16 protein-coding genes and 2 pseudogenes are annotated in these 24,930 nt (G+C 68.3%); 7 read left to right on the top strand and 11 right to left on the bottom strand.

Annotation, left to right across the window (positions count from 1 at the left end):
* Nucleotides 1-221: 221 nt before the first annotated feature.
* Both N8I84_RS02820 and N8I84_RS02825 read left to right on the top strand, forming a co-directional pair.
* A complete protein-coding gene (locus N8I84_RS02820; protein ID WP_263227854.1) occupies nucleotides 222-1,079 on the top strand; it encodes an aldo/keto reductase in 858 nt (285 codons plus the stop codon).
* A 532-nt stretch (nucleotides 1,080-1,611) separates the two neighbouring features.
* Nucleotides 1,612-3,093, top strand: coding sequence for a LamG domain-containing protein (locus tag N8I84_RS02825; RefSeq protein ID WP_263227856.1), 1,482 nt, complete (start codon nucleotides 1,612-1,614; stop codon nucleotides 3,091-3,093).
* A 221-nt stretch (nucleotides 3,094-3,314) separates the two neighbouring features.
* Here the strand turns inward: N8I84_RS02825 and N8I84_RS02830 are convergent.
* Both N8I84_RS02830 and N8I84_RS02835 read right to left on the bottom strand, forming a co-directional pair.
* Nucleotides 3,315-3,879, bottom strand: a pseudogene (locus N8I84_RS02830) (DUF5937 family protein); the annotation flags it as partial.
* 124 nt (nucleotides 3,880-4,003) lie between these two features.
* On the bottom strand, nucleotides 4,004-4,801 hold the full coding sequence (locus N8I84_RS02835) for a DUF1990 domain-containing protein (RefSeq protein ID WP_263227860.1): 798 nt from the start codon (nucleotides 4,799-4,801) through the stop codon (nucleotides 4,004-4,006).
* Nucleotides 4,802-4,940: 139 nt separating this feature from the next.
* Between N8I84_RS02835 and N8I84_RS02840 the strand changes: the two genes are divergently transcribed.
* From N8I84_RS02840 to N8I84_RS02850, 3 genes are all read left to right on the top strand, one after another.
* Nucleotides 4,941-5,165, top strand: coding sequence for a hypothetical protein (locus N8I84_RS02840; protein WP_263227861.1), 225 nt, complete (start codon nucleotides 4,941-4,943; stop codon nucleotides 5,163-5,165).
* A complete protein-coding gene (locus N8I84_RS02845) occupies nucleotides 5,149-5,880 on the top strand; it encodes a DUF1990 domain-containing protein (protein ID WP_263227863.1) in 732 nt (243 codons plus the stop codon). Before N8I84_RS02840 ends, N8I84_RS02845 begins: the two co-directional genes overlap by 17 nt.
* 76 nt (nucleotides 5,881-5,956) lie before the next feature.
* Complete coding sequence (locus N8I84_RS02850) at nucleotides 5,957-6,085, top strand: hypothetical protein (protein ID WP_263227864.1); 129 nt, start codon at nucleotides 5,957-5,959, stop codon at nucleotides 6,083-6,085.
* A 99-nt stretch (nucleotides 6,086-6,184) separates the two neighbouring features.
* Here the strand turns inward: N8I84_RS02850 and N8I84_RS02855 are convergent, their stop codons facing one another.
* A complete protein-coding gene (locus N8I84_RS02855) occupies nucleotides 6,185-6,781 on the bottom strand; it encodes a hypothetical protein (RefSeq protein ID WP_263227865.1) in 597 nt (198 codons plus the stop codon).
* Entirely contained in the window at nucleotides 6,778-17,793 is an 11,016-nt protein-coding gene (locus N8I84_RS02860; protein WP_263227866.1) for a LamG-like jellyroll fold domain-containing protein, read from the bottom strand. The genes N8I84_RS02855 and N8I84_RS02860 overlap by 4 nt, the downstream gene beginning before the upstream one ends.
* An 837-nt stretch (nucleotides 17,794-18,630) precedes the next feature.
* Between N8I84_RS02860 and N8I84_RS02865 the strand changes: the two genes are divergently transcribed.
* Together N8I84_RS02865 and N8I84_RS02870 are read left to right on the top strand one after the other, a co-directional pair.
* Nucleotides 18,631-19,203 carry a dihydrofolate reductase family protein gene (locus N8I84_RS02865; RefSeq protein WP_263227868.1) on the top strand — a complete coding sequence of 191 codons (573 nt, stop codon included), beginning with the start codon at nucleotides 18,631-18,633 and terminating at the stop codon, nucleotides 19,201-19,203.
* Between the two features lie 100 nt (nucleotides 19,204-19,303).
* Nucleotides 19,304-19,516, top strand: coding sequence for a DUF4287 domain-containing protein (locus tag N8I84_RS02870; protein WP_263227870.1), 213 nt, complete (start codon nucleotides 19,304-19,306; stop codon nucleotides 19,514-19,516).
* A 67-nt stretch (nucleotides 19,517-19,583) separates the two neighbouring features.
* Here the strand turns inward: N8I84_RS02870 and N8I84_RS02875 are convergent, their stop codons facing one another.
* From N8I84_RS02875 to N8I84_RS02905, 7 genes and pseudogenes are all read right to left on the bottom strand, one after another.
* Complete coding sequence (locus tag N8I84_RS02875) at nucleotides 19,584-20,363, bottom strand: polysaccharide deacetylase family protein (RefSeq protein ID WP_263227871.1); 780 nt, start codon at nucleotides 20,361-20,363, stop codon at nucleotides 19,584-19,586.
* 187 nt (nucleotides 20,364-20,550) lie between these two features.
* A pseudogene (locus tag N8I84_RS02880) lies at nucleotides 20,551-20,691 on the bottom strand (acyltransferase family protein); the annotation flags it as partial.
* Between the two features lie 33 nt (nucleotides 20,692-20,724).
* Entirely contained in the window at nucleotides 20,725-21,528 is an 804-nt protein-coding gene (locus N8I84_RS02885) for a class I SAM-dependent methyltransferase (RefSeq protein WP_263227872.1), read from the bottom strand.
* Nucleotides 21,529-21,621: 93 nt separating this feature from the next.
* Complete coding sequence (locus tag N8I84_RS02890) at nucleotides 21,622-22,578, bottom strand: transporter (RefSeq protein ID WP_263227874.1); 957 nt, start codon at nucleotides 22,576-22,578, stop codon at nucleotides 21,622-21,624.
* Complete coding sequence (locus N8I84_RS02895) at nucleotides 22,575-23,486, bottom strand: ABC transporter ATP-binding protein (RefSeq protein WP_263227876.1); 912 nt, start codon at nucleotides 23,484-23,486, stop codon at nucleotides 22,575-22,577. The genes N8I84_RS02890 and N8I84_RS02895 overlap by 4 nt, the downstream gene beginning before the upstream one ends.
* Nucleotides 23,483-23,914, bottom strand: coding sequence for a GntR family transcriptional regulator (locus N8I84_RS02900; RefSeq protein ID WP_263227878.1), 432 nt, complete (start codon nucleotides 23,912-23,914; stop codon nucleotides 23,483-23,485). The genes N8I84_RS02895 and N8I84_RS02900 overlap by 4 nt, the downstream gene beginning before the upstream one ends.
* A 186-nt stretch (nucleotides 23,915-24,100) precedes the next feature.
* Nucleotides 24,101-24,895, bottom strand: a complete 795-nt coding sequence (locus tag N8I84_RS02905) for an inositol monophosphatase family protein (RefSeq protein WP_263227879.1) — start codon at nucleotides 24,893-24,895, stop codon at nucleotides 24,101-24,103.
* Nucleotides 24,896-24,930 lie beyond the last annotated feature (35 nt).

Genomic DNA, 24,930 nt, shown 5'->3' on the forward strand with positions numbered 1-24,930 from the left:
CCCAGCGACATGGTCGTTGCGCGCGGTCCGGCTCGCGCTGCCATCGGCGAGCGTTGTGAAGGTCGCCCCATTCAGATGACTCGCTGCTGAATGCGTTCGCTTTCTTCTATTGGACCCCTGGCCGCTGCTCCACGACGCTGGGTTGTGCCGCGTTGCCGCGGGCCCCTGCCGCAGGTGTCGGCCAGCATCAGTTCCCCGTAGCCGAAAGAGGTCTCGAGCACATGCACACTCGCCGCATCGGTGACGTCGAGGTCAGCGCGATCGGACTGGGCGGCATGCCCATGTCGATCGAGGGCCGCCCCGAGGAGGCACGCTCCCTCGCTACCATTCACGCCGCGCTCGACGCCGGCGTGACGCTGATCGACACCGCCGACGCCTATCATCGGGACGCCGGTGAAGTCGGTCACAACGAAACCCTGATCGCCAAGGCTCTCGCCTCCCACGCGCTGGGCGGGGATGTCCTCGTCGCCACGAAGGGGGGCCACCTGCGTCCCGGGGACGGCAGTTGGACGCAGGACGGCTCCCCCAAGCACATCAAGGAGGCCTGTGAAGCCTCCCTTCGCCGCCTTGGCGTGGAGGCCATCGGGCTCTACCAGTTCCACCGTCCCGATCCCAAGGTCCCCTACGCCGAATCGGTCGGTGCGGTGCGGGAACTCCTCGACGAGGGCAAGATCCGCATGGCCGGTATCTCCAACGCCGACCCGGACCAGATCCGGCAGGCGGACGAGATCCTGGGCGGCCGCCTGGTCTCCGTCCAGAACCAGTTCTCACCAGCCTTCCGTTCCAGCGAGCCGGAACTTCAGCTGTGTGACGAGCTCGGCATCGCGTTCCTGCCGTGGAGCCCCCTGGGCGGCATCTCCCGTGCGCGCGAACTGGGCTCTGCCTACGCACCGTTCGCGCGCGTAGCCGAGGCTCACGACGTGAGCCCGCAGCAGGTCTGCCTGGCTTGGATGCTCGCGAAGTCGCCGATCGTCGTTCCGATCCCCGGCGCCAGCCGGCCGGAGACCATCCGTGACTCGGCGGCCGCTGCCGAGCTGAAGCTGACAGACGAGGAAATCGCCGAGCTGGACGCCGTGTGACACGTGCCGGGCCCTTGACGCCGGCTCGGCCACCGAGCCGGCGTCAACCGGGGATCGCCCAACCGGTGGCAGCGGTTGCCCGTCGGTCCTTGACCGGCTTCCTCAAGGACGGGGATGCCACGGCGTGCGTGTCCCAACTCGTCCTCGAAGGCGCTCTGGCCTGCTGAATGAAGCTTGGCCCACCACCACGAGGACAGCGACGGGCCGAGCTCGCGTCCACGGTGCCACATGCCCGGTACTCGCGCGGTCTTTTCAGAAGGCGGACGTGTAACGCGCTGATTGGGCCCCATCCGCGAGGCGGCATCCCGAGCGGGCCCGGTGAACGCGAAGGCTTCGGTGCCGGTGCCCGCCCGAGCGGGTCAGTGCAGGCCCAGCTTGGACAGGGCAGTGCTCCAGTCGCCGGCGATGGCCTGTCGGTGGCAAGGAGCTGATGGCCGGTCAACCAGGTATTCGCCCACCTGGTTAGACTCACCCCGATGATTCAAAAGGCGGGCCGGTCATAGCCGATCGGCCTGTTAGGGGAGGGGACGCAATGGCCGGAGTGGTCAGCAGACGCGGATTGCTGGGCGGGGCCGCGCTCGTGGGAGTCGGGGCGCTGGCGGGTGTGGTACAGGGCGCCGGTACGGCTGTGGCCGAGGCACCACTGGACACTCCGTTCACGCCGGTGTCGGCGCCGCATCTACTGCAGGCCGAGCAGATGGTGCAGTACCAGCGTCTGCTGGCGGCCGGTCACCTGCCGGACGGTCTGGTCGGTCACTGGCCGCTGGACGGCACGGCAGCCGACCGGTCGGGCTACGAACACCCCGTCACCCTCGGTTCGGGCGCGACGTGGACGACGCTGCGGGCCGGCGGCGAGCTGAGTCTGGACGGCACGTCGGGTGCGTACGCGGCCACGGGCTCGGTCCTCGACACGACGGCACCGTTCACCGTCTCGGCGTGGGTGCGTCTGTCGGACGCGGCCAGTCTCTCCACCATGTACACCGCGGTGAGCCAGGACGGCTCGATGGTGAGCCGTTTCCTCCTCCAGTACGACGACGCAGCCGGCACATGGGCATTCAAAGTGCGCAGCGCGGACCAGAGCACGAAGGTCTCCGCGCTGGCGGCCAACCCCGCCACACTGGGCCTCTGGACACACTTGGCCGGTGTCTGGGACGGCGCGCAGATCCACCTCTACGTCAACGGCACGCTGGAGGGCAGCGCGGACTCGACCCTGTCCTGGGCCGCGACGGAAGGCTTCAACATCGGGCGCGCCAAGTGGAACAGCGCCCCGGCGAACCGCTTCAACGGCGCCATCGACGACGTTCGCGCCTACGGCCGCGCACTGACCGCCGACGAGGTCGCCGTCATCAGCGGCCGGACGGCCCGCGCCAACAACGTTTACTTGATCGGCTCCCCGTCGTCCGTGACATGGGGCACTCCCGACGACCCGACGACGTGGATCGCCCACGCCCGCTGCTCGTCCTTCCTCACGCGGGTGCTGAAGCACACCTACGGCTGGGCGACCGACGACTACTTCACGCAGTATTTCCAGGACACCATCCCGGAGGCCGCGGACTACCGCAAAGCCTTCGCCGACGGCACGGCCGGGCCCCACTTCCGGCGCATCCGCAAGGTGACCGACCTGCGGCCCGGCGACCTGATCGCGATCGACTACAACGGTCAGGTCGCGGACAACACCGGCCACATCGTGATGGTCCGCGAGGTGAAGGGCACCTTCACCGGCACCGCCGACTTCACCGGGGAGACTCAGTACGCCGTCGAGATCATCGACTGCACCTCCGACCCGCACGGCGTGTACGGCCTGTCCAACTACCCGGCGTACCCCGACAGCCGCATGGTCAGCAATGTCACCGGCGAGAACTTCCAGGGCGTAGGCATCGGTCACATGATGTTCTACGCCTCCGACGCCACTGGGGAGTTCTCGCGCTATCGGTGGAGCGTCAACACCAGCAAGACCACGGCGGAGAACCTGACGGTCACCGACCGGCCGATCGCCGCGGCACGGGTGGTGTGACCTTCGGCGCATCGCTGTCCCGGTACGTCGATCGGCCCGTCAGAAGCGTGGCAGGACCACCCCTGTCGCCGTACACCTTGAGGCCGTAGGCGTCCGCCGCGACTGGGATGCGTGCGACGGCCGAGGGTGGGCGTGGACGGTGCGGGCGTCGCGGAAGGCACCCTCTCGCCCGGCCACACGCCGAGGGCACCACCCGGGGCGTTCCGACAGACGGAAGCCGGTCAGCGCAGTACTGCCGCCAGCAGGTCGGCGCCCAGCGCCGTCACATCGGGCAGCTTGAGGGTGTAACGGACGTAACGACCGTGCCGCCGAGCCGTGAGCAGGCCCGCGCGGCGCAGGACGGCGAGGTGGCGGGACACCTCCGGGGGTGAGAGTTCCCAGAAGTGGGCCAGCTCGCCGGTGGTGTGCGGGCCGCGGGCCAGTGTGCGCAGCAGCCGCAGCCGTACCGGATGCGCGAGCGCCTCCAGCCGGAGGGTGACCGTCTCCAGAGAGACCGGCTCCGACGGACTCGGCTCGGCGACGGGGTACTGCACCACCGGATGCCACCCGGGCGCGTGGACCGCCACCAGGTGCGGGCGGCCGAAGACGCTGGGGATGAAGGTGACCCCGGCGCCACGGGCGGCGGTCGCCTTGTCCTGCACCTTGTCCACGACGATGCAGTCGCCGCCCGGTGCCAGGGTGACCGCGCCGGAGACCGACGCGAGTGCCGCCCCGATGCGGGGTGTGGCGCACCCGCGCCCGCACCGCGGCCGGGTCCGCGAGCAGCCGTTCCGCGAAGGCCGGCCGAGAAGTGCCGGGCGCGCCCCGCGCCGGGCCAGTTCGTAAGCCAGTGCCGCTCCCAGCCCGCGCGCGGCTCCGGTGATCACGACCGTCCGGTCCTGAAGCGGGCTGCCCGTCACCTGCTGTCCCTTCATGGGTGGTCCCGGCTCGCGCCTGGCTCACCGAACCCTCCCGACGACGGAGCCTGCTGGCTCTGAGCCCCGCCCGGAGAGCTCTTCCCGGCTGAGGCCAGGGGACGTACCGGTGTCCTTCCGGGCGGTTCGAGCCAACGGGTGCGGATGTGCACACCGTCGACCGGTCGGCCCCCCGACATCGCGGCGGCGGACAGGCAGAACCGGACCCACATATTGAGCTGAGCCTCCTTCGCCAGGCGCAGGTGCGAGTACAGAAGGTGCACCAAACGGTTGCTGGGGCAAGCCCAGAGCTCGATCTCGAACACCAGCAGGCCGTCGTCCTCTCGCGCACGGAACTGCACCTGGCCGGCCTCCATGTGACCGCGCAGGGTCACCAGGTGCAGACGATCGACGTCGCGGTGCACAACCTTGACGGGCCCGTTCCAGGGTCCTGGCATCTCCACCAGCATTTCGTCCGCGACGTCCAGGCCGTGGTCGCCGACCTCACCGGTGTGGATGTCGACCACCTCGGAGGGCACGAAGCGCTTGAAATCGCAGCAGACCCATTCGATGAGCCGGCCCGGACCGACCTCGGCATCGGCGATACGCACGCGAAAAAGACGGTGGAACAGGGGCCCGCAGCCGTTCTGCGCCAGCTGCACCCGGCTGTCGACCGCCTCGGGCGGCAGCTGCGGTGGAAAGTCGGTCGCGTCCCCCCGGCACTCGCCGCCCCGGTGCAGAGGCGTCGTCTCCCACAGATAGCGCCACGTCACGAGCAGCGTGCCCAGGAACCACCGCACGAGCACGGTGAGCATCCGAGGACAGTGCGTGCGCGTCATCCCTTGCCCTTAGCCTGGCGAACTACCATAAAGAACCATCAATATGTGCCTACCCGGATAAACGGGTACTCAACATGGTGATGTCGGCACAAGAAGGCTGCCCCCGGAGGCCCCCATGGTGGTCCAGCTCCTGCACCGCGCGGGTGTGCGGAGTGCTCATCTGCACCTCGCCTCGCTCGCCACCGTCGGCCTGTGCGTGACGCTGTGGGTGCGCGCGAAGACCGTCGACCAGGAGCAACGTGGGAACGCCGAGCGGCGCGCGCTCTTCGTGGGTCTGTGGCCGCCGACGCTGTGGCTGATCGGCGACTCGCTCGAAAGTCCGAGTGATCTCCTTGGGTGACTGGGCCTTCGGACGGCTCGACGCCGTAGAGGTGTGGCGAAACCTCACCGACGCGCGCGTGAACTACTCGACCGACGAGGTACGCCGGCCGACCTGGAACATCGACGTCCACCGCACCGCGCTGCCCGAGGAGCGACCAGGCCCGCCTGAGCCGGCGGGCCCATGGGAACAAGCCTGCCGCCTGGTCCGCGACTACGAGTTCTCGCCGCCGGAGATCGTGCGAGCGCTCTACGACCCGGCCGCACCGCTGCTCGGCCGCGACATGCTGCTGGAGGCACGATTCCACGGCATGCGCTTCTACTGCGGTGTGCGCGTCACCGAGGTGGTGGACGAGACCCGCGCCGGGACCGACCGCGTCTGGGGATGGGCTTACGAGACCTTGGAGGGCCACCTGGAACGCGGCAAGGCCACCTACGAGGTCGTGAAGCGGCAGGACACCGGTGAGGTGCTGTTCGTGGTCTCATGCCATTCGCAGGGCGCCCCGACCCTGGACCGGATCACCTTCCTCGGTTGGCGCCTGTTCGGCCGCCGCACCCAGCTACGGTTCTATCGCAGGTGTGCCGAACGGCTGCGCCTGTTCGTCGAGGCCGCGCTGCGCGGCGAGCACCCGCTGCCCGGTGCTCCCTCCACAGTCGGGCGTCTGGTGTGTGCCCCCTCCGACGCGAGGACGCACCGCCGGGACGCGCTGGCGCTCCACCGGGTCGCCCCGGAGTGAGGCGCAGGGGGCCGCTGGTGACGCCGAGCGAGGCGGCGACGGGCGACGCTGCGACGAGCGTCACGGTCGTGTGCCCTTGGCGGCGTGCGCTGGCACCATCATCGCGACCAGCACCGACTCCTACCGGCTCGTCAAGCACAACAAAGCCCTGGCCACCCGCTACGACAAACACGCCCGTCAATACCAGGCCATGATCAGGCCATGATCACGCTCACCATGCCGAGGGCACACGCAGGTGAGGGCGATACCGCTACCCGCGGATCGCCCTCACCTGGTACTCATCCCCGACGCGTGTGGAGCGAGGTCAGTCGCTCATCCCGGCATCTTCTTCGGAGTAGCTCAGCCCGATGACGCGCGCATACAGGTCGGCGAATTCCTCGCTGCGTTGCAAAGCCGCACGCTGGTTCAAAGGCACTGCACTGTCTGCCTCTCGAGCATCGGCTTCCAGGCCTTCGAAGTCGACCGTCGCCAACTCATGGCCCTCGGGCAGTTCCTCCTGCGCCATTTCGCCGCGCGCCTCTGCCAATTCGTCAGCACGTCCGAAGGCCTGGGCAAGCGCATCTGTCTCCCCGGGCGCGAGAAGGAAGTCGAGCACCTCGGTGGCGAACACCAAGTGATCCGTGATTTCCGCCTCGAAGGGCGGTCCGTCCGGATCACAGGCCTCCAGCGCCTCGCTGACCTCGTCCCGAAGGCCTGCAAGGTCAGGAGCCTCTCCTTGAAGCACGGCACGAGCGGCTGACGTGGCGTGTGCCAGCGCGTCCCGGGCCTGCCCGAACCACTGCTGGAACTTGGGGTCGGTGTGCCAGCTGCAGTACCTGACGAGCAGCAATGCCGCCATGGTCTGCTTGCCTGCCTCGTCCAGCCGTGCCACGCGGGTCATGAGGTCCTCTGCTTCGCTCATGGCCTGAACATCCTCTCACCCATGTACTGGAATCGTCCGTTCACTGTCTGCACCCAGCCCTTGAAGGTCTCACCCACCAGAGCCATCGCGCGCGATCTGAGCGAATTCTCGCAGTAGGCACAGACGTTTCGGTTCGCAGCACCCCCCAATACCGTCCAATTTTGCTTGTCGATGTAGTCGAGGGCCGTCATCTCCGCATGGCCCTTGCCGTTGGCGTAGACCTCACCCTCGCCCAGCTGATCCTTGATGGCCCGAGGGACGTAACGTCGGTTCGAGGCGACGACGGTCTTCACATTGCCTTCGCCATCAACCGCCTTGACCACGGCAGTGGTGTCGTTCTTGTAGGCGTATCCACCATCGCCGTCCTCCGGGCCCTTCCACAGACCCTTGTGCAGTTCCGTCGCACGGTCGTACGCCTCCTTCTCGTAATCGCAGTTGTGGACCAGGACGGCAGCCGTCCCGGCCTCCACGTAGTACGTGTGGAGGGTGCCGATCGTGAGGTCGTAGGTCGTGGTGTTCGCGTGGTACAGGCGGACACCCGTGACCTGGGCCGTGCCGGTCGGCGTCTGGAGGACGTCGCCCGCCTTCAGATCCTTGGCCTCGACGAAGGCCGACTGGGTCTCGTCGTAGAAGGGGTGGTGGAAGGTCGTCGTCAGGTGTGCGTCGTGCGAACCCCTCGCCACCGGGCTGGAAGCCGCCACGGGCGCCGTCGCCGGCTGGTGCGCGTCGCCGTGACCGTGACTGGCCGACAGCGCGCCCAGAATCGCGGCCGATGCCGCCAGGCCGAAGCCCGCCTTGCGGGCCGCCTTGCGGGCCAGCGTCTTCACGTCGGCCTTCACCGACTGCTTGCCCGCAGACTTGCCGTCGGCCTTGACCTCGAGGTCCACGAAGTCGTGGTCCGTGTGGGTCACGATCACCGCGGTGACCTTGTGGGACTCCGTACCTGCGACGCCGGGAACCGAGTTGGCGATGGTGTCGCCGACTCTGACCTGGTCGATGGCCTTGGTCGTGCCGCCGGCCATCAGCACCCGAGTACCTGCAGTGAAGCTGTGACAGGTCGCTCCGTCGGAATGCGACTGAGCCGAAGTCCCGGCTTCCTCCGCTTCCGCAGCGGATGCCGCTCCATCCGTGGCATCAGCCGCCGCTGATTCGCCGGCGTCCGTCACGCCCTTGCCGAACAGGCCGCCGACGACCTTCATCGCCTTCGGGGCCGCCTTGGCCAGCAGGGAGCCGCCGATCTTGCCGAGGATGCCGCCGGCCGCGCCGGCCACGGCACCCGTGACCGCCGAGCCCGCGAACGCACCGACGCTGCAGTCGCCGCCGCCGTTCTCCGCGCACTTGAAGCCCTGCTCGACCAGCGAGCCCGCCGCACCCGCGGCGGCCGCACAGCCGATCGAGCCGACGCCGCCGGTGATCGCCTCACAGCCGGCGAAGACCGCAGTGGAGACCACGAAGGAGGTGATCGCCGCGGCGTGGTGCTTGACGAACTTCGCCGCCGACTTCACGGCCTTGACGGTGGCGTGGTAGGCCGTCCTTGCCGCGTGGGCGACCGCGTGTGCGGCCTTCTTCACGGCGTGGGCGATCTTCTTCGCCGCCTTCTTCACCGCGTGCACCACACGGTGCACCGCATGCGAGATCTTGTGGTACGCGGAGTGAACCGCATGGACCACTCGGTGATAGATGCGTCTGACGTGTCTGGCCGCGTAGTGGTACACGCGCCGGACCACTCGCACGGTGGCGCGGTACACGTCCCGCACCCGGTGCGCGATCTTGTGCGCTGCGTGCTTGACCGCGTGGACCACCTTGCGGGCCACGTGCTTGATCGCGTGGTAGGCCTTGTGGACCGCGTGCTTGACGGCGTGCGCCACATGGTGGGCGACCTTCTTGGCCCCGCACACCACGTCGTACCAGGAGCAGTGACCCGAGTCGTCCGTACCCGCCAGCGGGTTGTCGTCGACGTAGGCGAACGGGTTCGCCGCCACCGAGTTCGGCACCGGGTCCAGCGAGACGCTGTCCTTGTTCAGGAACTGGCCCGTACCCGGGTTGTACCAGCGTGACGCCGTGCCCACGTCACCCGTGCCGGGCTCCGTCCAGCCGGACTGGAAGCCCAGGTGGCCGGCGATCGTGTTGGTCGGCGAGACCACCTTGCCGAGCGGGTCGTACGACACGGAGCCGGCCAGCGAGGTGGCACCCGAGGTGAAGGTGCCGACCACGTCGTTGTGCTGGTCCGTCAGGGCCAGGACACCGCTGCCGCCCGTCGGCTTGATGCCGACGATGCCGCCCGCCGGGTCGTAGCTGTAGGTGTAGTCACCGTCCGAGGCGATCGTGTTGTCCGCGCCGGAGTAGGCGAAGGTCCGGGTGGAGCCGGTGCCCGTGTCACGGTCGGAGACGTTCCGGCCGAGCGCGTCCAGCGTGTACGACTGCTCACCGGCGACGACCTGGCCGCCGAAGGCGTCCGTCTTGTACGCCACCGTGCCGGAGGCCGACGACTCCTGCGTCATCGTGCCGCGTGCCGAGTAGTCGTAGCTGTGCACTCCGTCCGAGGTCAGCTCGTCACGCTCGTCGTACGTGTAGACGTTCGAGCCGTTGCGGATGCGGTTGCCCGACGCGTCGTACGCGTACTGCGTGGTCGTCGTGCCGTTGTTCCACGACGTCAGGCGGTTGGCCCAGTCGTAGGTGTAGGTGTTCGACGACGCACCCGACACGCCCGTCGTCGTCTTCGACGTCAGGTTGCCGTTGTTGTCGTAGCCGTAGCCGAAGCTCGCCAGGGTCGTTGCGCCCTGGACCAGGGTGTCGCTGGTCAGCTCGTGCGCGCTGTTGTAGCCGAAGGTGCGGGTCTGCCCCGTCGATCCGTACTTGATCGTCTTCAGCTGGTTCAGGTTGTCGTAGCTGTACGTCAGTTGCGTGCCCGTCGTGGCGTCGTTCAGGGACGACAAGCGGCCGGCCGTGTCATAGCCGTACGCCGTCGTGCCCGCCGCGTCCGAGCGGGACGTCATCTGACCGTCGTTGTTGTAGGCGAAGCTGGACGAGCCGCCCGAGCCCGACGCCGTCAGCACATCGCTGCGGTCGTCGTAGGTGAACGAGTCGTGCGTGGCCGCCTGGTGGTCCACCGCTCCGGCGATGCCCGCCTCGTCGGTGTCCGCGGACAGCACCCGGCCGTCGGCGTCGTAGGTGAAGTGCCTTGTCGCGGAGGCCGCGTCGGCGCCCTGGCCGGACATCGACTTCAACTGACCCAGCGAGTCGTACGTCATCGACGTCGTCACGCCACCCGGCAGCGTCACGTTGGTGAGCTGGCCGTCCGCGTCGTAGGCGAAGGTCGTCGTCGAGTCGGCCGCCGAGGTGTACTTGGCGGTGGTCGGCTCGATCACCTTCTCCTGCTGGCCCCATGGCGTGTACGAGTACCGCCAGGAGTTGCCACGGCCGTCCGTGAAGCGCGTGCGGTTGCCCGCGGCGTCGTAGCCGAACGTCGTGGTGATCGACGTGGAGGCGTCGACCGGCTGGGTCTCCTGGGTGACGGTACCGGCCGCGTCGTAGGTGAAGTGGCTGGTGTGGCCGTTGGCGTCGGTGGAGGCGGTCAGGTTGCCGACACCGTCGTACTGCTGGTCGGTCTCCCAGAGCTTCGTGCCACTGGCGTCGTACTGCTTCGTCACGACCGGGTCCGCGGAGGCGTTGAAGTCAGTCTCGGTGTACGTGCCGTCGGCGAGAATCGTCTTCTGACGGTTGCCCATGAAGTCGTACGTGTAGCGGGTGGTGTTGCCCGCACCGTCCGTGACCGAGGTGATGTCACCGGTCCGGTTGTAGCCGTACGACGTGGTCACACCGCCCGGCGACGTCGTCGAGGCCAGGTGTGCTCCGAAGGGGTTGCCGGACGTGACCGCGTAGGAGTTCGTGGTCGTCAGCGTCTTCGTCGACGGGTAGCGCTCCAGCGTCGACTGCGTCAACTGCCGGCCAAGGAAGTCGTACGTGGCCTGGGTCTGCGCGCCGGTCGGATCCGTCGCGGACAGTTGGTCGCCGTCCGCGTCGTACGTCGCGTGCGTCTTCGTCCCGTCCGGCGCGGTCGTCTGGGCGAGGTTACCCATCTGGTCGTACAGGTAGGACGTGGTCTTGCCGCCCGGCGTGGTGACGGAGGTCTGGTTGCCCTCGCTGTCGTACGTGTACACGGTGGTACCCGCGTTGGCGGTCGAGCCGCCGGCGGGGGTGTACGGCGGCAGGGTCTCGGAGACCTTGTTGCCCTCGGCGTCGTACGCCGTGGTGGTGACCAGGCCGTTCGGGTCCTGCTCCTCGACGGCCTCACCGAAGGTGTTGAAGCCGCTGGTGGTGACCGGGTGCACGGTGGAGGCCGTGGTGCCGTCCGGCTCGGCCTGGACGGCGGGCGCGGTGGTGACCGCGAGGTTGCCCGCCTCGTCGTAGGAGTAGGTGGTGGTGTGCTGCTCGGCGTCCGTCATGGACGTCGGCAGGCCCCTCTTGTCGTAGGTGTACTTCGTGGTCTGCGCGTCCGAGGAGCCGACCGTGCCGCCGGTGCGGCCCTTGCCGTACAGCGAGGAGACCTCGGAGGCCGACAGTGCGCGCTGGTAGACCTGCACGTTCGAGACGGAACCGGGCAGCGCGTCGCTGGTGGCGCCGGCGTACTTGTCCTGGCCGATCGTGAGCGGGCCGGTGGCCGCCCAGGGCGTGGTGTTGGTGCCACCCGATCCGGACAGGGTGCCGTTGACGTACAGCTTCATCGCGCTGGTGGTGGAGTCGTAGACACCCACCAGGTGCGTCCAGGTGTTGCTGGTCGCCGCGCCGGAGGAGTACGCCGCCGGGAACGTCGGGCTGGTCGCGTCCTTGCTCGTGTCGACGAGGCCCCACAGCGGCGCGTTGGTGTGCGCGTAGTTGTACTGCAGCATGAACGCGCTGTTCGTGGTGCCGGTCTGTGCGACCACCGCCGCGTTGTGCGTCGGCAGCGAGCTCATCTTCACCCACGCCGAGACCGTGTACGACGTGGTGGTGTCCAGGACCGGACCGTTGGTGGCGATCCCCGTGGAGGTCGTGCCGTCGAAGGTCGCGGCGCTGTCGCTCCACGTGACACCCGTGGCCTGACCGGTGTTGCCCGTGCCGGAGGCGTCCGTGACGGACGTGCCGGACGACTGGTCGAGCTTCCACCAGCCCGCGGGGTGACCGGAGGCGTCCCCGTACAGCGTCTCGCTGAGCAGGTTGCCCATGTCGTCGTAGGTGTTGGTGGTGGTGCGGTCGTAGCCCGAGGCGTCGTGGTCGTTCTCGGTGGCGACCTGGTCGTCCGGCGTGTACGACACGGTGGTCACACGGTCCACACCGGTCGGGTCGTCCTCGGTGGAGGTGGTCCGGGAGGCGGCGTCGACCGTGTACTTGGTGACGTTCTCGCCGTTGTCCGTGGTCTGCGAGAGCAGGTTGCCGGCCGCGTCGTAGCTGTCCGACTCGAGCACGTAGGTGCTCTGGCCGTCGGCGCTGGTCCGCTTCACCGTCGAGGTCAGACCGTCGTCGGTGTAGGTGTACGACGTGGTGTTGCCCATCGCGTCGGTGACCGACGCCAGGCGCCCGGCCGGGTCGTAGGCCCGGGAGGACTCGATGAGCAGGCTCGGGGTCCCCGGGTTGACCGGGTCACCCTTGTACATGAGGCCCTGGGTCAGCAGGTTGCCCTCGGCGTCGTACGTGTACTGGGTCTCGTTGCCGGCGCTGGTGACCTCCTTGGTCCTGTTGCCGGACGAGTCGTAGGTGTACGTCGTCGTGTTGCCGTAGGACGCGCCTGCGGCCACATTGGCGTCCGACTCGGTCGCCACGTGGTCGTACTGGTCGTAGGTCCACGTCTGGGTGCGGGAGCGGTCGCCGCCGCTGGCGTCGGCCACGGTCTGCGAGGAGGTGTTGCCGTCCTCGTCGTAGACCGTGCTGGTCACGGCGGCGTGCGTGGCGCCGGTGACGCGGTCGGTGAGCTGCGGGTCGTCCTCTTCGGTCACCTGGCCGGCCGCGTCGTACTTGTACGTCGTGGTCAGGCCGCTGGGGTAGGTGTCGGAGACCACCTTCTGGGTGGTGACCTGGCCCAGGCCGTCGTAGGTGTACTGGGTGACCAGGCCGATGGCGTCGGTGGTGGAGGCCACGTCGCCGTTCTTGAAGTACGAGACCTGGTTGACCGCGCCACCGGGGCTGATGGTCTTCACCGGCAGGCCGGCGGGCACCACGCCGCCGTCGGCAGACGGGTAGGTGCTGGTGCCGTCGCTGTAGACGGTCGACGTGGTACGGCCGTTCGGGAAGCCCGGGACGGCTGGACCGGTGATCGCGGTCTGGTTACCCGCCGAGTCGTACGTGTACGACGTCAGGTAGGTGTTGTCGGTCGCGGACGAGGAACGGCCGTCACGCTCGGTCAGCAGCTGGTCGTTCCGCGGGTCGGCGGTGGTCAGCTGGGCCGTGGTGTCGTCCGGGTAGTACGTGTAGTACTCGGTGTTGCACTTGTTCGCGGCCTGGTCCTGGCAGGACGTCGAGGAGACGATGTTGCCGCGCACGTCGTGACCCGTGACGGTCATCGAACCGTTGGGGTCGGTCACGGTGTGCTCGAAGCCGGCCGTGTCGTAGCCGAAACTCGTCTTGTTGCCCAGGGCGTCGGTCTCGGTCAGCGCGCGGTTGCCGTGCGTGACGTCGTAGGTGTAGGTGAGCGTCGCGTTGGTCGGCGTGGTCACCGTCACCGTCTTCACCGGCAGCAGGCCGGAAGAGTTCTGCGCCGCTTCGAAGTGGGCGTCCACGTCGTCGGAGGACAGCTGCGAGCGGTAGAACGCCGCCTCGGCTATGGAGCCCTTGAAGTAGGTGGCGTAGCCGGTGTTGTCGGTGGTGCTGTGGTGCGCCTCGTCCGGCCAGTTGCCGCCGAGGAAGCCCGCGCCGACGTAGGTGTAGTTCTGACCGCTCATGGCGGCGGTGCCGGTCTGGGTGCCGACCAGGTTGCCGTCCAGATACAGGGACTGGCTGGTGGCGGACGTGGCGAGGGCCACGTGGTGCCACTTGTTGTCGGTCACCGCGGACGCGGACCCGATCGGCTTCGGGGAGCCGCCGGAGAAGTAGAACTCGCCGTACAGCTTGCCGCTGCTGCCCACGTAGAGGATCGGCGTGTACGACGTGGGTGTGGTGCTGCCGGTCAACGGGTCCTTCGACGCGGCGAAGAGCACACCGTTGGCTGTCGAGGTCTTGAACCACATGTCGACCGACTCGGCACCCGAACCCGGCACGGTGCCGCTGGGCAGTGCCACGTCGGAACTGGTGCCGTTGAACGACGCCGTGGTGTGGTCGCTGAACACACCGCTCGCGCCGAGCGTCACCGCGTTGTACGTGCCCTGGCCACCGTGCACTTCGTCGAGTGCCGTCGAGGCTCCCGCCGACTCACCGAAGCGGTAGTACTGGTTGGGGGCACTGCCCAGCACCGCCCCCCGGTAGGTGTTGCTGGAACCGGCGATGGTCGGCGGGTTGAGCTTCCAGACACCGCCGTTCTCGTCGGTCAGCTGGGTGACACGGGCGGCGTTGGTGTCGTAGGTGATGCCCGCGAACGCCTTGCCCGACGGACGGGTGATGGACGTCAGCAGCGGCGACGCCTTGGTGGCCGCGGTGTGGATCCGGGCGACCTGGTCGGCGGTCAGCGCGCGCGGGTAGAACGCGGCATCAGCGATGGTGCCGTTGAAGTAGGTCGGGTAGCCGGTGTCGTCCGTGCTCGAGTAGTGCGGCTCGTCCGGCCAGGTGCCGCCGAGGAAGCCGGCGCCGATGTAGGTGTGGTTCTGCAGCGCGCTGTGGTAGCCGTTGCTGTAGGAGATCATTCCGGACAGCGAGCCGACCTTGGCACCGTCGAGGTACAGGGTCTGGCTGGAGCCGGCGCCCGAGAGGACCACCTCGTGCCAGGCGCCGTCGTTGACGGCGGTGGTGCTGACGATCGGCTGGACGGCGTTGCTGTTCCAGAATTCCGCGTTCAGCTTGCCGTCGCTGCCGACGTAGATGCCCGGGGTGTACTGGCCCTGAGTCATGCTGCTGCTGATCGGCAGCGTGGAGTAGGAGAACAGCACACCGGAAGCCGCCGTGGTCTTGAACCACATCGACAGGGTCAGCTGGGTGGAGCTGGAGGCCAGGCTCGGCGGCAGCTCGACGTAGGAAGAGGAGCCGTTGAACTGGGCCGCCGTCGCGGTGGACCCGGCCAGCGGGCCGCTCTGGCCCAGCGTGACGTTGTTGTACGTCGCGTTGTCCGTGCCCTCGCTGTCACCCACCGAGCTGGCCGCGACGGTGCCGCTGGACTCGTTGAGCTGCCAGAGCGAGGACGCGCCGGCGTTCTCCACCTCGGTGCGGAACTGCGAGCCGTTGGCGTAGCCGTACGCAGTGCACTTGGTGGTGGACAGCGGCGAGCAGACCTGCGTCAGCTTGTCGCCGGTGTAGCCGTACGTCCAGGTCTGGGCGCTGTTGACGTTGTTCGGGTCGACCAGGTCGGTGACCACGGTGGCCACGTGTGCGGACGTCGCGCCGCTGGGCGTGGACCAGGTGAGGTTCAGGGAGCGGCCGGAGACCGCGGACTTCATCTTGGTGACGTGACCGGAGGTCCAGGTGAAGTCGACCGAACGGTTGTTGGCGTCCTTCACGGACGTGATGCCGTACACACCCGTGCCCACGGACTGGGTGAAGGTGTAGACGGTGTCGTCCTTGTCGGTCAGCGTGTAGCCGGTCGGCGAGGTCACCGACCGCAGCATCGCGAACCGGCCCGAGGGCGCGGAGAACGTACCGTCGGAGTTCTTGCCGAACCCGACCTCGGAGCCGTCCGGGTAGGTCATCACGACACCGGTCAGGGTGCCGCTCGCGTTCTTCTGCTCGGTGACCTTGGCGTCGAAGATGCTCGACCAGCCGGCACCGAAGGCTCCCGAGGTGCGGAAGTCACGGGAGTTGTAGTCACGCTCGACGTCGAGGCTGGGGCCGACGGTCGAGATGGAGGCGTCCGTGTCGGACGTCGTGTAGTTGCCGATCGTCGCGTCGTAGCCGTGGTCGCTGCTGTTCTGCGACAGCTCCGAGGTGATGAACGGCTGCGGCACCTCGGTGGTCAGCGCCGACGCCGGGGACACGGTCGAGTACTTGGTGCCGTCGTAGGCCTGGGCGGTCCAGCTGTACGTGGTGTTCCAGGTCAGCTTGCCCGCTGGGACGGTCCAGTTGGGGGTCGTCACCCAGCCGGAGTCCACGACCAGCGTGCCCGCGGAGTTGTAGACCTTGAAGTCGTACTGCTGCGCGACCGGGTTCTGCTGGAAGTCCGCGAACGCCTGCAGTTCGGGCGTGACGGTGGAGACGGAGGAGTTGTTCGCCGGGAAGGTCGCCTCGACCATCGGCGCGATGTCACCGGTGTAGTCGTACACGATGTACGGCTCGTCGCCCGGGTTGGCCATGGAGGCGAACTGCTTCCAGTGCAGGCTGTCCGTGGTCGTGGCGTAGATCGCCAGACCGTAGTCCGCGCTGGTGCCGCTGGCCCACTTCTGGATGGACGCCGTGTCCAGCGGCACCGTCACCCAGTCACCGCCGGTGGCACTGCTGGTGGTGTTCGCGCACGCGTGGGGCACCGAGGGCGTCACGCTGCCGATCGACGCGCCGTGCGCGGGACCGGGGTAGGTCATGGCGTCCGTGGGGTCCCACGCCGACGACGCCTGCGCGACGTTGAACGACTCGGGGGTACACGTCGACGCCCAGATGTCGTACAGGTGCAGGTTCGCCGAGACCATGGTCACGCCGGAGCCGTCGAAGCTGGTCCGCCAGTCCTGCACGAACGAGACCGCGGAGTGCGTACCGGAGTCGTAGGAGCCGACCTTCATGGTCTGCTCCTGCGAACGGTCCACCGGCGAGTAGCCCGACTCCGCGTACGTGGTGTGGACGTAGTCCCACACCGAGGTGTCCGGGTCCACCGTCACCGGGAACTTACGGGCCTTGGCGTGCAGCCAGGCGCTGTCGAGGGTCATCCGGAGCGCCGGCTTGCCGTGCTCGGTGATCAGCTCGTAGGTCACCGCGTGGGTGGTGGCGCGCTCGCCGGAGACCTTGTTGATCTTCGAGTCGAACGCGTACGCCGACGGGATCGACGCCACGCCCTTGCCCTGGGCGTCGCGCAGGTCCACCCCGCCGGACTTGTTGAGCTCGGCCGTCAGGCCCTTCAGTTGAAGCGGGAAGGTCCAGGAGTTGGCGGCCGTCGCCGAGTGGAGCACCAGTTCCTGGCGCATACCGACGGACGTCGAGGTCAGCTGCAGGTCGGTGTCGGGGAGGACCTTCGGGTAGGAGACCGTCGAGCCCTTGGCGGTACCGGCGACCGACGCGGCGCCGTCGAGCCCGAACGCGATGCTGTTGCCGTCCTTGTCGAACGACGCGAGCTTCTGGTCAGAGGCCTTCGGAGCGAAGGCGACGTCCATGGCGTTGGACTTCTCGTCGAAGCGGCCGTCAGAGCCGCGGGCGACGTCCGTGTCGATCTGCTGCCAGTCGCCCTTGGAGTCCTTGTAGTTCAGCGGGAACGGCGAAACCTTCCGGCTGAACGAGCCGTCGGCGTTGCGGTAGTACGTCGAGTGCGCCGTCGATTTGGCGGCCACGCGCTTGCTCGTCCGGGCGTTGAAGCCGCGGAACGAGGCGCTCTTGCCCGCCTTCACCGTGGACCGGTGCGCCTGGTAGGCGGCCAGCTCGCCGCGGCCCTTGCCCGGCTTGTGGCCCGCGCCACGGTGCGCCTCGGTCGCGGCGGCCGACACATGGTGGCGCCGGCCGGCCGCGGTGCCGGACTGCTGGTGCGGCAGCTTGCCCCAGTTCGGGTCGGTGAACCACGACGCAAGTGAGGACAGGCTGAGGCTGGGCAGCTGGATCCGGCCCAATTCCATGCCTTCGGCGAGGGCCTGATCGGTGGTCAGCATCAGCGCCAGCGCGGTGAGCACCAGCACGGCTATGGAGCGCCGCGCCCTACGGGCACGACGTGCGGGCCGCGCGGTGCGCTGGGGGCGTAGACGGCGGCTGGGCGGCCACAGAGGCACGGCTAGGACTCCAGTTATTAAGAGCGACATAAAAACGCTCTGATCTTGCCTTCCGTGAACGACCTGTGGGCGCTTTCAAGAGCTGATCTTGTGCAGAGCTTGACCGATCCTTGCCGAACCTGACCGATTTGCTGTTCGGCGCCCCTTCGCAACTTGTAAACCGCTTTGCCTGACCGTCACACATCCTGGATCCTTTCTTCATTCTTCGGTGATCGATGTGAAGTGTGCGGTTCCGTCTCCGCGGCCCCGTCCGGTCAGCCCGGGCCCAGGGGGCACCCCTCTGGCAGCGAGGCGCCGAGCGTCATGGAGGCCGGGCGATGGAGTCGATGGCAGCGCCGGCGCGGGCGTGCACGCTCAGCCACGGGTCATCCGACAGCCCGTCGGAGCACAGCCGTTGGGGCGTACTCGGTCAGGGTGCGCGGTTCGCGGTGCTTGGCGCCGAGGCGGCGCGTACCCATCGACCACCGACCCCGACACCGCGCGCGAGTGGCTGGCATGGACCACGGCTGGGCTGGAAGGACCGTTCTTACTTCTGCTCTTACCAGAGATGTACGCGAGCCTCGTTGCGGACCTCGACCTCCGCCGGCAGCCCGGCAGCCCGGCAAAGGCTTCGCCGGCGGCGCGGGCCAGGACGCCACGGCACGGCCCGGGCCACCTCGGCTGCCGCCTGCGGACCGCTTGGAGGTCAGGGCCTCGAGAGTGGGCGCTCGACGCGCTCGTCGCCTGCCGCGCAGCCCGCCGAAAGTTTTTTGGAGATCTCCGTCCGAAGGCGATGAGTTCCATCGCGGTGCCCCGTCTGACACTGTGAAGCAACCACGAGTGACGGAGGAACCTTAGATGCGCACCCTGATCAGCACTGCCTTCATCTCTCTCGATGGCGTCGTGGAGGCTCCGGGCGGCGAGCCCGGTTACCGGAACTCCGGCTGGACCTTCAAGAACGTCGACTTCCTGGCCGAGGCGTTCGAGATCAAGGGCCGGGAGCAGAAGGAAGCCAGCGCGATGTTGATGGGCCGGGTCAGCTACGAGGCGTTCAGCCCGGTATGGCCGAACATGGAGGATTTCGCCGACTACAAGGTGATGCCCAAGTACGTTGTCTCCACCACGCTCACCGAGGACGACCTGGTGTCGAACTGGGGCGAGACCACGATCCTGCGCTCGCTCGACGAGGTCGCCGCGCTGAAGGAGACCGAGGGCGGCCCGATCATCGTCCACGGCAGCGCCACCCTGAACCAGAGCCTTTCGGACGCCGGCCTGATCGACCGCTACCACCTGCTCGTCTTCCCGCTCCTGCTCGGCGCGGGCAAGCGTCTGTTCAGCGCTACGGACAAGGACACCCAGAAGCTGAAGCTGGTCGAGCACGAGGCGTACGCCAACGGCCTGCAGAAGAACGTATTCGATGTCGTCCGTTGACAAGGCACCCACACCCGCCCTGCCGTCGCGTCTCCGGACGTGACACCCGCTGGAAGCACGCAGGCAAGATCACTACGACATGACAGGCAGAACATCGCACATGACTGCACCAGTGAAGGGCCCCGCCAGCTACTTCCCCTCGATCGAGAAGAAGTACGGCCGCCCGATCGCGGAGTGGAAGGACCTCATCCGCGCCTCGCCCCTGACCAAGCACATGGAACTGGTCACCTGGCTCAAGGCCGAACACGGACTCGGCCATGGCCACGCCAACGCCCTCGTCGCCCACACTCTCGCCGAAGCCGACGGAACCTGATCCGGGTGCAGGTTCCGTGGGATGCATGCTCGATCGCCCGGTTCCGGGGCGCGCTCGCGGCGCTCCCTCACGGCCGGTAGACCATACCCGGCCGGGGCTTGGCAGGGGCGAGCAACTGCGACACCGTGACGATGGTGTAGCCGCGCTGTTCGAGCGCCTTGATGATCCCCGGTACGGCGGGCACGGTGCCCTTGTGCAGGTCGTGCAGCAGGATGATGCCGTCGCGGTGCGTCTGGTCGAGCACTCTCTTGGTGATCAGAGCCGAGTCGGTCGTCTCGTAGTCCTTGGCCGTGACGCTCCACAGCACCTGCGCCAACCCCAAGTCCCGGCAGAGCCCGGCCACCTTGCGGTTGGTGCGGCCCTCCGGCGGACGCATCAGGACGGGCCTGGTGCCTGTGATCCTCTCGATGGCGTCCTGTGTACGGGTCAGTTCCCGACGGGCGTCGTCCTCGTCGAGGTCTGTCAGCCTCCTGTGGTTCCAGGTGTGATTGCCGATCTCGTGCCCCTCGTCCGAGATGCGTCGCAGGATGTCGGGGTACCTCGCGATGTGGCCCTTGCCCTGAACGAAGAACGTGGCGTGCAGCCCGTCCAGTTTGAGGATGTCCAGCAGCCTGGGGGTCGTGGGGCTGGGGCCGCCGTCGAAGCTGAGGGCCACGCACTTCGCCTTGCGGCAGTCGACGTTTGCGGCCACCGATCCGGACGCCTCTGCTCGGGCGGCGCGCGGCGAGGTGTGATCGTAGGTCGTGACCGTCAGGGCCAGAGTCAGCGCGACGGCAAGCACGGCGGCCACCACTGTCGGGGCGGCGATGAGCAGGCGAGAGCGTCTTGTGCGCGTGATGAAGGGCATGCGAGATCCTTCTTCGGATGGAGTTCCCGGGTTACCGCGTGTGGGCGGGAGCCGGCCTCGCGGCGGGGTCCTGAAGCCGCATGTCGAGGGTCAGGCGATGCCTCAGCAGCCGTCCGAGCCGACGCTCCACCGTTGCGTGGATGAGCAGGGACAGCCCCAGCACGCAGAAGACGGACGGGGGCAGTCGGAGTACGGCGTACCAGTAGGCCGGGAAGAGCCGTGCGATGCGGGAGACGGTGAACTGTGCGGGAGTCCGCCCCCAGCAGCTCATGCAGATGACGAAGCCGCTGATGACGAAGAAGAACTCGACGCCGAGCCAGCCGTAGCGCCTGATCTCATGCAGAAGCGGCGCGAAGTTGATTCAGTCGGTGGGCAGGGGCGAGCGGCTGACACGTATCTTCGACTGGCCGTGCGGGCGCTTCTCCCAGTCCTCCATGAACCGCGCGTGCAGACCGTGCCGCCGCGCCAGATCCAGGAGCGTCTCGGTGCGGTAGTAGAAATCCTCGCGCAGTACCTGGTGTTCGGTGCCCTCGGTGCGGTCGAAGGTGAAGTCGAAGAACCCGGTGTCGGTCAGCACGCGGCCGACGTGCGCCAGGCACTGGTCGATGACCTCCAGCGGCGAGTGGGAGAAGACGCTGTGCGCGTGGACGACATCGAAGTGGTCATCGGGCAGGAAGTCCAGGGTGAGGTCGCCGGTGATGGTCAGATGCGGCAGCTTGTCCTGGAGACGGCGCTCGACGAGGGTCTTCTTGGCGGCCACCAGGATGTCGGGTGAGATGTCGATGCCGTAGTAGTTGCCTGTGTCGAGATGGCTGATGAAGCGCCAGCCGCCGCGCAGGTTGCCGCAGCCTATGTCGAGCATGCGGTGGTCGGGGCGCAGTCCGTGTTCGACGAGGTAGTCGAACTGCATCTGCCCGAGCGCCAGCCAGCGGTCGTGGGTCTTGCTGCCGACCGCGGCTTCCGGGTTGCGGCGGGTGTCCGAAGCCATCACGGCGCGGTAGTAGCCGACGTGATCGGGGTGCTTGAGGCGCAGCCACGCGTCCCGGCCGGCCCGGCGCAGGTACGGGATGACACGGCCGGGGTGGCGCAGGGCGTAACCGGTCTTGTGGGTGAGGGCGGCGCGGTTGTTGCGCAGCTTCTTCGGTGACTTGGCGTCGGCGGGCATGGCGAAGCGACCTCCGTGCGAAAGGGGATCCCCGTGAGGGGTGAAGGGAGAAAAAGGGGATGAAGGCGAAGTGCCCCGATGGGGTCGCCGAGGTCAGACCCGGCGACGCAGGAGCAGCACGGTGACGACCGTGAGCACAGCGGCGAGACCGCCGAGGACGGCGGTGTCGGTCCACTGGAAGGTCCAGTAGTCACCGGCCGGGTTGGCCTCGTAGAAGCGGGCGACGTACCCGTGTGCCGCCATGCACTCCTTGAGCTGGGCGCCCGACGGGAAGGGGCAGTTCAGTACGTCGTCGTGACGGCCGGTGGCGGTGATCAGGCCGTAGTCGCCGGTCGACCACTTCTCACCCATCGGCGGTTTGGGGGTGCTGCCGGCGCTGACGTAGGTGTCCGGCGGGACCAGCAGCCGGGCCCGGTGCGTCCACTCCAGCAGGAGCGTCATCAGCCCCGTCACCAGCAGGGTCAGGACCATCGCCGCAAGCACCCGGCGGGCCAGCAGACCCAGCAGGGTGCCGGCCGCCAGGCCGAACAGGGCGGCCGCGACGACGCGGGGGCCCGAGCCGCTCAGGGCCGTGTTGTCGTACCAGAACAGGCCGTAGCTCCGGTCGGCGGCCGGTCGCCACCACCAGGCGAACACTCCCGCGAGCAGGCCGGAGAGGACGATCGTGGTCACCGCGGCCAGGGCGAATCGGGAGGCGAACCACTGGCCGCGGCTCACGCCCTGGGCGAGGATCATGCGGTGTGTGCCCAGTTCCCGGTCGCGGCCCAGGAGTGGGGCGCCCCAGAAGACACCGATGACGACGGGCAGGGCGATGTTCAACGCCCCGAGGTACTTCAGCGGCTCGACGTCCAGCAGCAGGGGCAGACCGGTGTCGGACCGTGTGCAGTACAGCGGCCCGGTGGCGCAGTGGTCGAACAGTCCGCTGTGCAGGGCGTCCAGCATGCCCGAGCGGTAGTACGCGGCGATTGCCGCAGCGGCGACCAGGGCGGCCGCCCCGATGCCGGCCGACACGCGCTGCTGGCGCCATGCGAGCCAGAGGGAGCCCTTCACGCCGCCGCCTCCGTCCAATCGGCGGGGGCTCGGTGACCCGGCTCACCGGCCTGGAGGTAGCCGAGCAGGATGTCCTCGAGGCCGGGCCGTTCGACGTGCCAGTCGCCGCGCAACGGTCCACGCTGCCGTATCAGAGCGGTCAGTTGCCTGCCGCCGGTACGGCTCCGCACGACGGTGTGCTGTCCGGCCAGGGTGTCGGCCTGGCCGGCGGGTCCGACCAGCACCGCATGGCTCCCGCGCAGTACCTCGACGTCCTCGCTCAGCTCGACGCGGCCGTCCCGCAGTACGAGCACCCAGTCGCAGGTCTCCTCGAGTTCGGGCAGGACATGCGAGGACAGCACGATGCTCATGCCGCGCTCCACGGTCTCGGCCATCAGCTGCGCCATGATCTCGCCTCGTGCCACGGGGTCCAGGTCGGCCAACGGCTCGTCGAGAAGCAGGAATTCGGGTCGCTTCCCCAGTGCCAGGGCGAGCGCGACCCGAGTGCGCCGCCCGGGGGACAGCTCGCCGACGCGGGCGTGGAGCGGGATGTCGCCCTCGCGGACGATCCGCTCGGCGGTCGTCCGGTCCCATGAGGAGTTCAGCTTCTCGCCCATCAGCAGGGTGTCCGCAACGGTGAAGCGCGGGTAGAGCGGCTTGTCCTGGGTGAGCAGCGCGACGCGGGCGCGGGCCTCCGATGTGCCGGGTACGGCGCCCAGCACACGCAGCTGCCCGGACGCGGGCCGCAGCAGGCCCCCGGCCAGGTGCAGCAGTGTGCTCTTACCGGCGCCGTTGCGTCCGACGAGTGCGGTGATACGACCGCCGGGCACGGTGAACTCGCAGTCCCGCAGGGCCCAGCCGCCCCGCCTCCGGTGCCGGAATGCCAGTCCTGTGGCGCACAGCGCGGCCGACGCGTCAGGCCCGGTCATGCGTCCTCCTTCTTTCGTTCCCGGTCGCCCGGGGTTTTGCTGTCGTGCCCGTTCTCGCAGGCGTCCAGGGCGGCTGTGACCAGGGCGAGGACATCGGCCCGCTCCAGTCCCGTGGCCCGCGCGCGGGCCACCCAGTCGGTGACCTCCCGGCGCAGCGGGGAGTCGTTCTCCGCGCCGGGCCGGGCGAGCGACCGCGTCACGAAGGTCCCGAGGCCACGGCGCAGTTCGACCAGACCGGCCTGCTCCATGTCGCGGTAGGCCCGCAGCACGGTGTTGGGGTTGACGGCGGTCGCCGCCACCACCTCCCTGGCCGTGGGCAGCTTGTCCCCGACCTGCAAGGTGCCCATCCGGAGCGCCCGTTCGGTCTGCTCGACGATCTGCACGTAGGCCGGCACGCCGCTGCCGCGGTCGATCCGGTAGTCGATCACGTCGCCTTCCTCGGCTCCACCAGGCTTGTATTAATGAATTAACGGAAGCATGGTGGATGTCCGGCAGCCATGTCAAACTCGACGGCAGAACAGGTGGACGAGTAGTCCCTATGTGGCTCACAGGTCGTAGGCGACCAACGAGCGGGTGACAGGTGCGCCGAAACGTTGCCTGTTGGGGCACTGGCTTCAGCTGCGCATCATCGACATCAGCAGCCCGTGGGTCTCGTCGTCGGCGGCGACCACCAGCCCACGACCCGCCTCACCGATCGGGGCACCGTCGATCCCGGTGATGACGCAGCCGGCAGCACGGCACAAAGCGATGCCGGCCGCGAAATGCACGCTCCTGGAGAGGCCGCTTCCATCGGTGACATACGCGGCGCGCTTGCCGGCAGCGACCCAGGCCAGCGCCAGCGTCGTGGATACGACGCGAGGCCGGAAACGTTCGACGAACTCAGGGCGGGCCAGCAGCTCCACGGCTCGGAAGCCGGGCGCGTTGGGGAACGGCGGATCCAGGTTGACGTCCACCAATCGGGTAGCGGGCGAGGGCGTCAGTAGTGCGTCGTCGGCCCCGTCATGCCGCACCCAGGCGGTCTCGCCGTCGGTGAAGAAGACCTCGCGGCTGAACGGGTCGGCCACCGCCGCCGCCCCATCGCGCAAGGCCACGTTGACGGCTACCAGCATGTTGCCGACGGCGTAGTTCAACGTGCCGCACAGAGGATCCACCAACCACTGGCGTACACCATCGGGGGCACCTTGTTGCCCGCCTTCCTCGCCGAGCACCGCATCATCGGGCCGTGCGGCACGGATGACGCCGAGGATCGTCCTCTCGGCCTCCACATCGGCGGCGGTGGCAAAGTCCCCGGAACCTTTGTCGATGCGGTTGAGCCGCTGGCCGTACATCGCGCGGACCACGTCCGCACCAGCACGCGCCCCGGCTATCGCGACCGCAGCATCGTCGGAACTCGCGTATGAGTCGATCATGCCGTGCAGATTAGGGTCGTCCTGGACCGGAAACG

The organism is Streptomyces cynarae (genome assembly GCF_025642135.1).
Classification (GTDB): Bacteria; Actinomycetota; Actinomycetes; order Streptomycetales; family Streptomycetaceae; genus Streptomyces; species Streptomyces cynarae.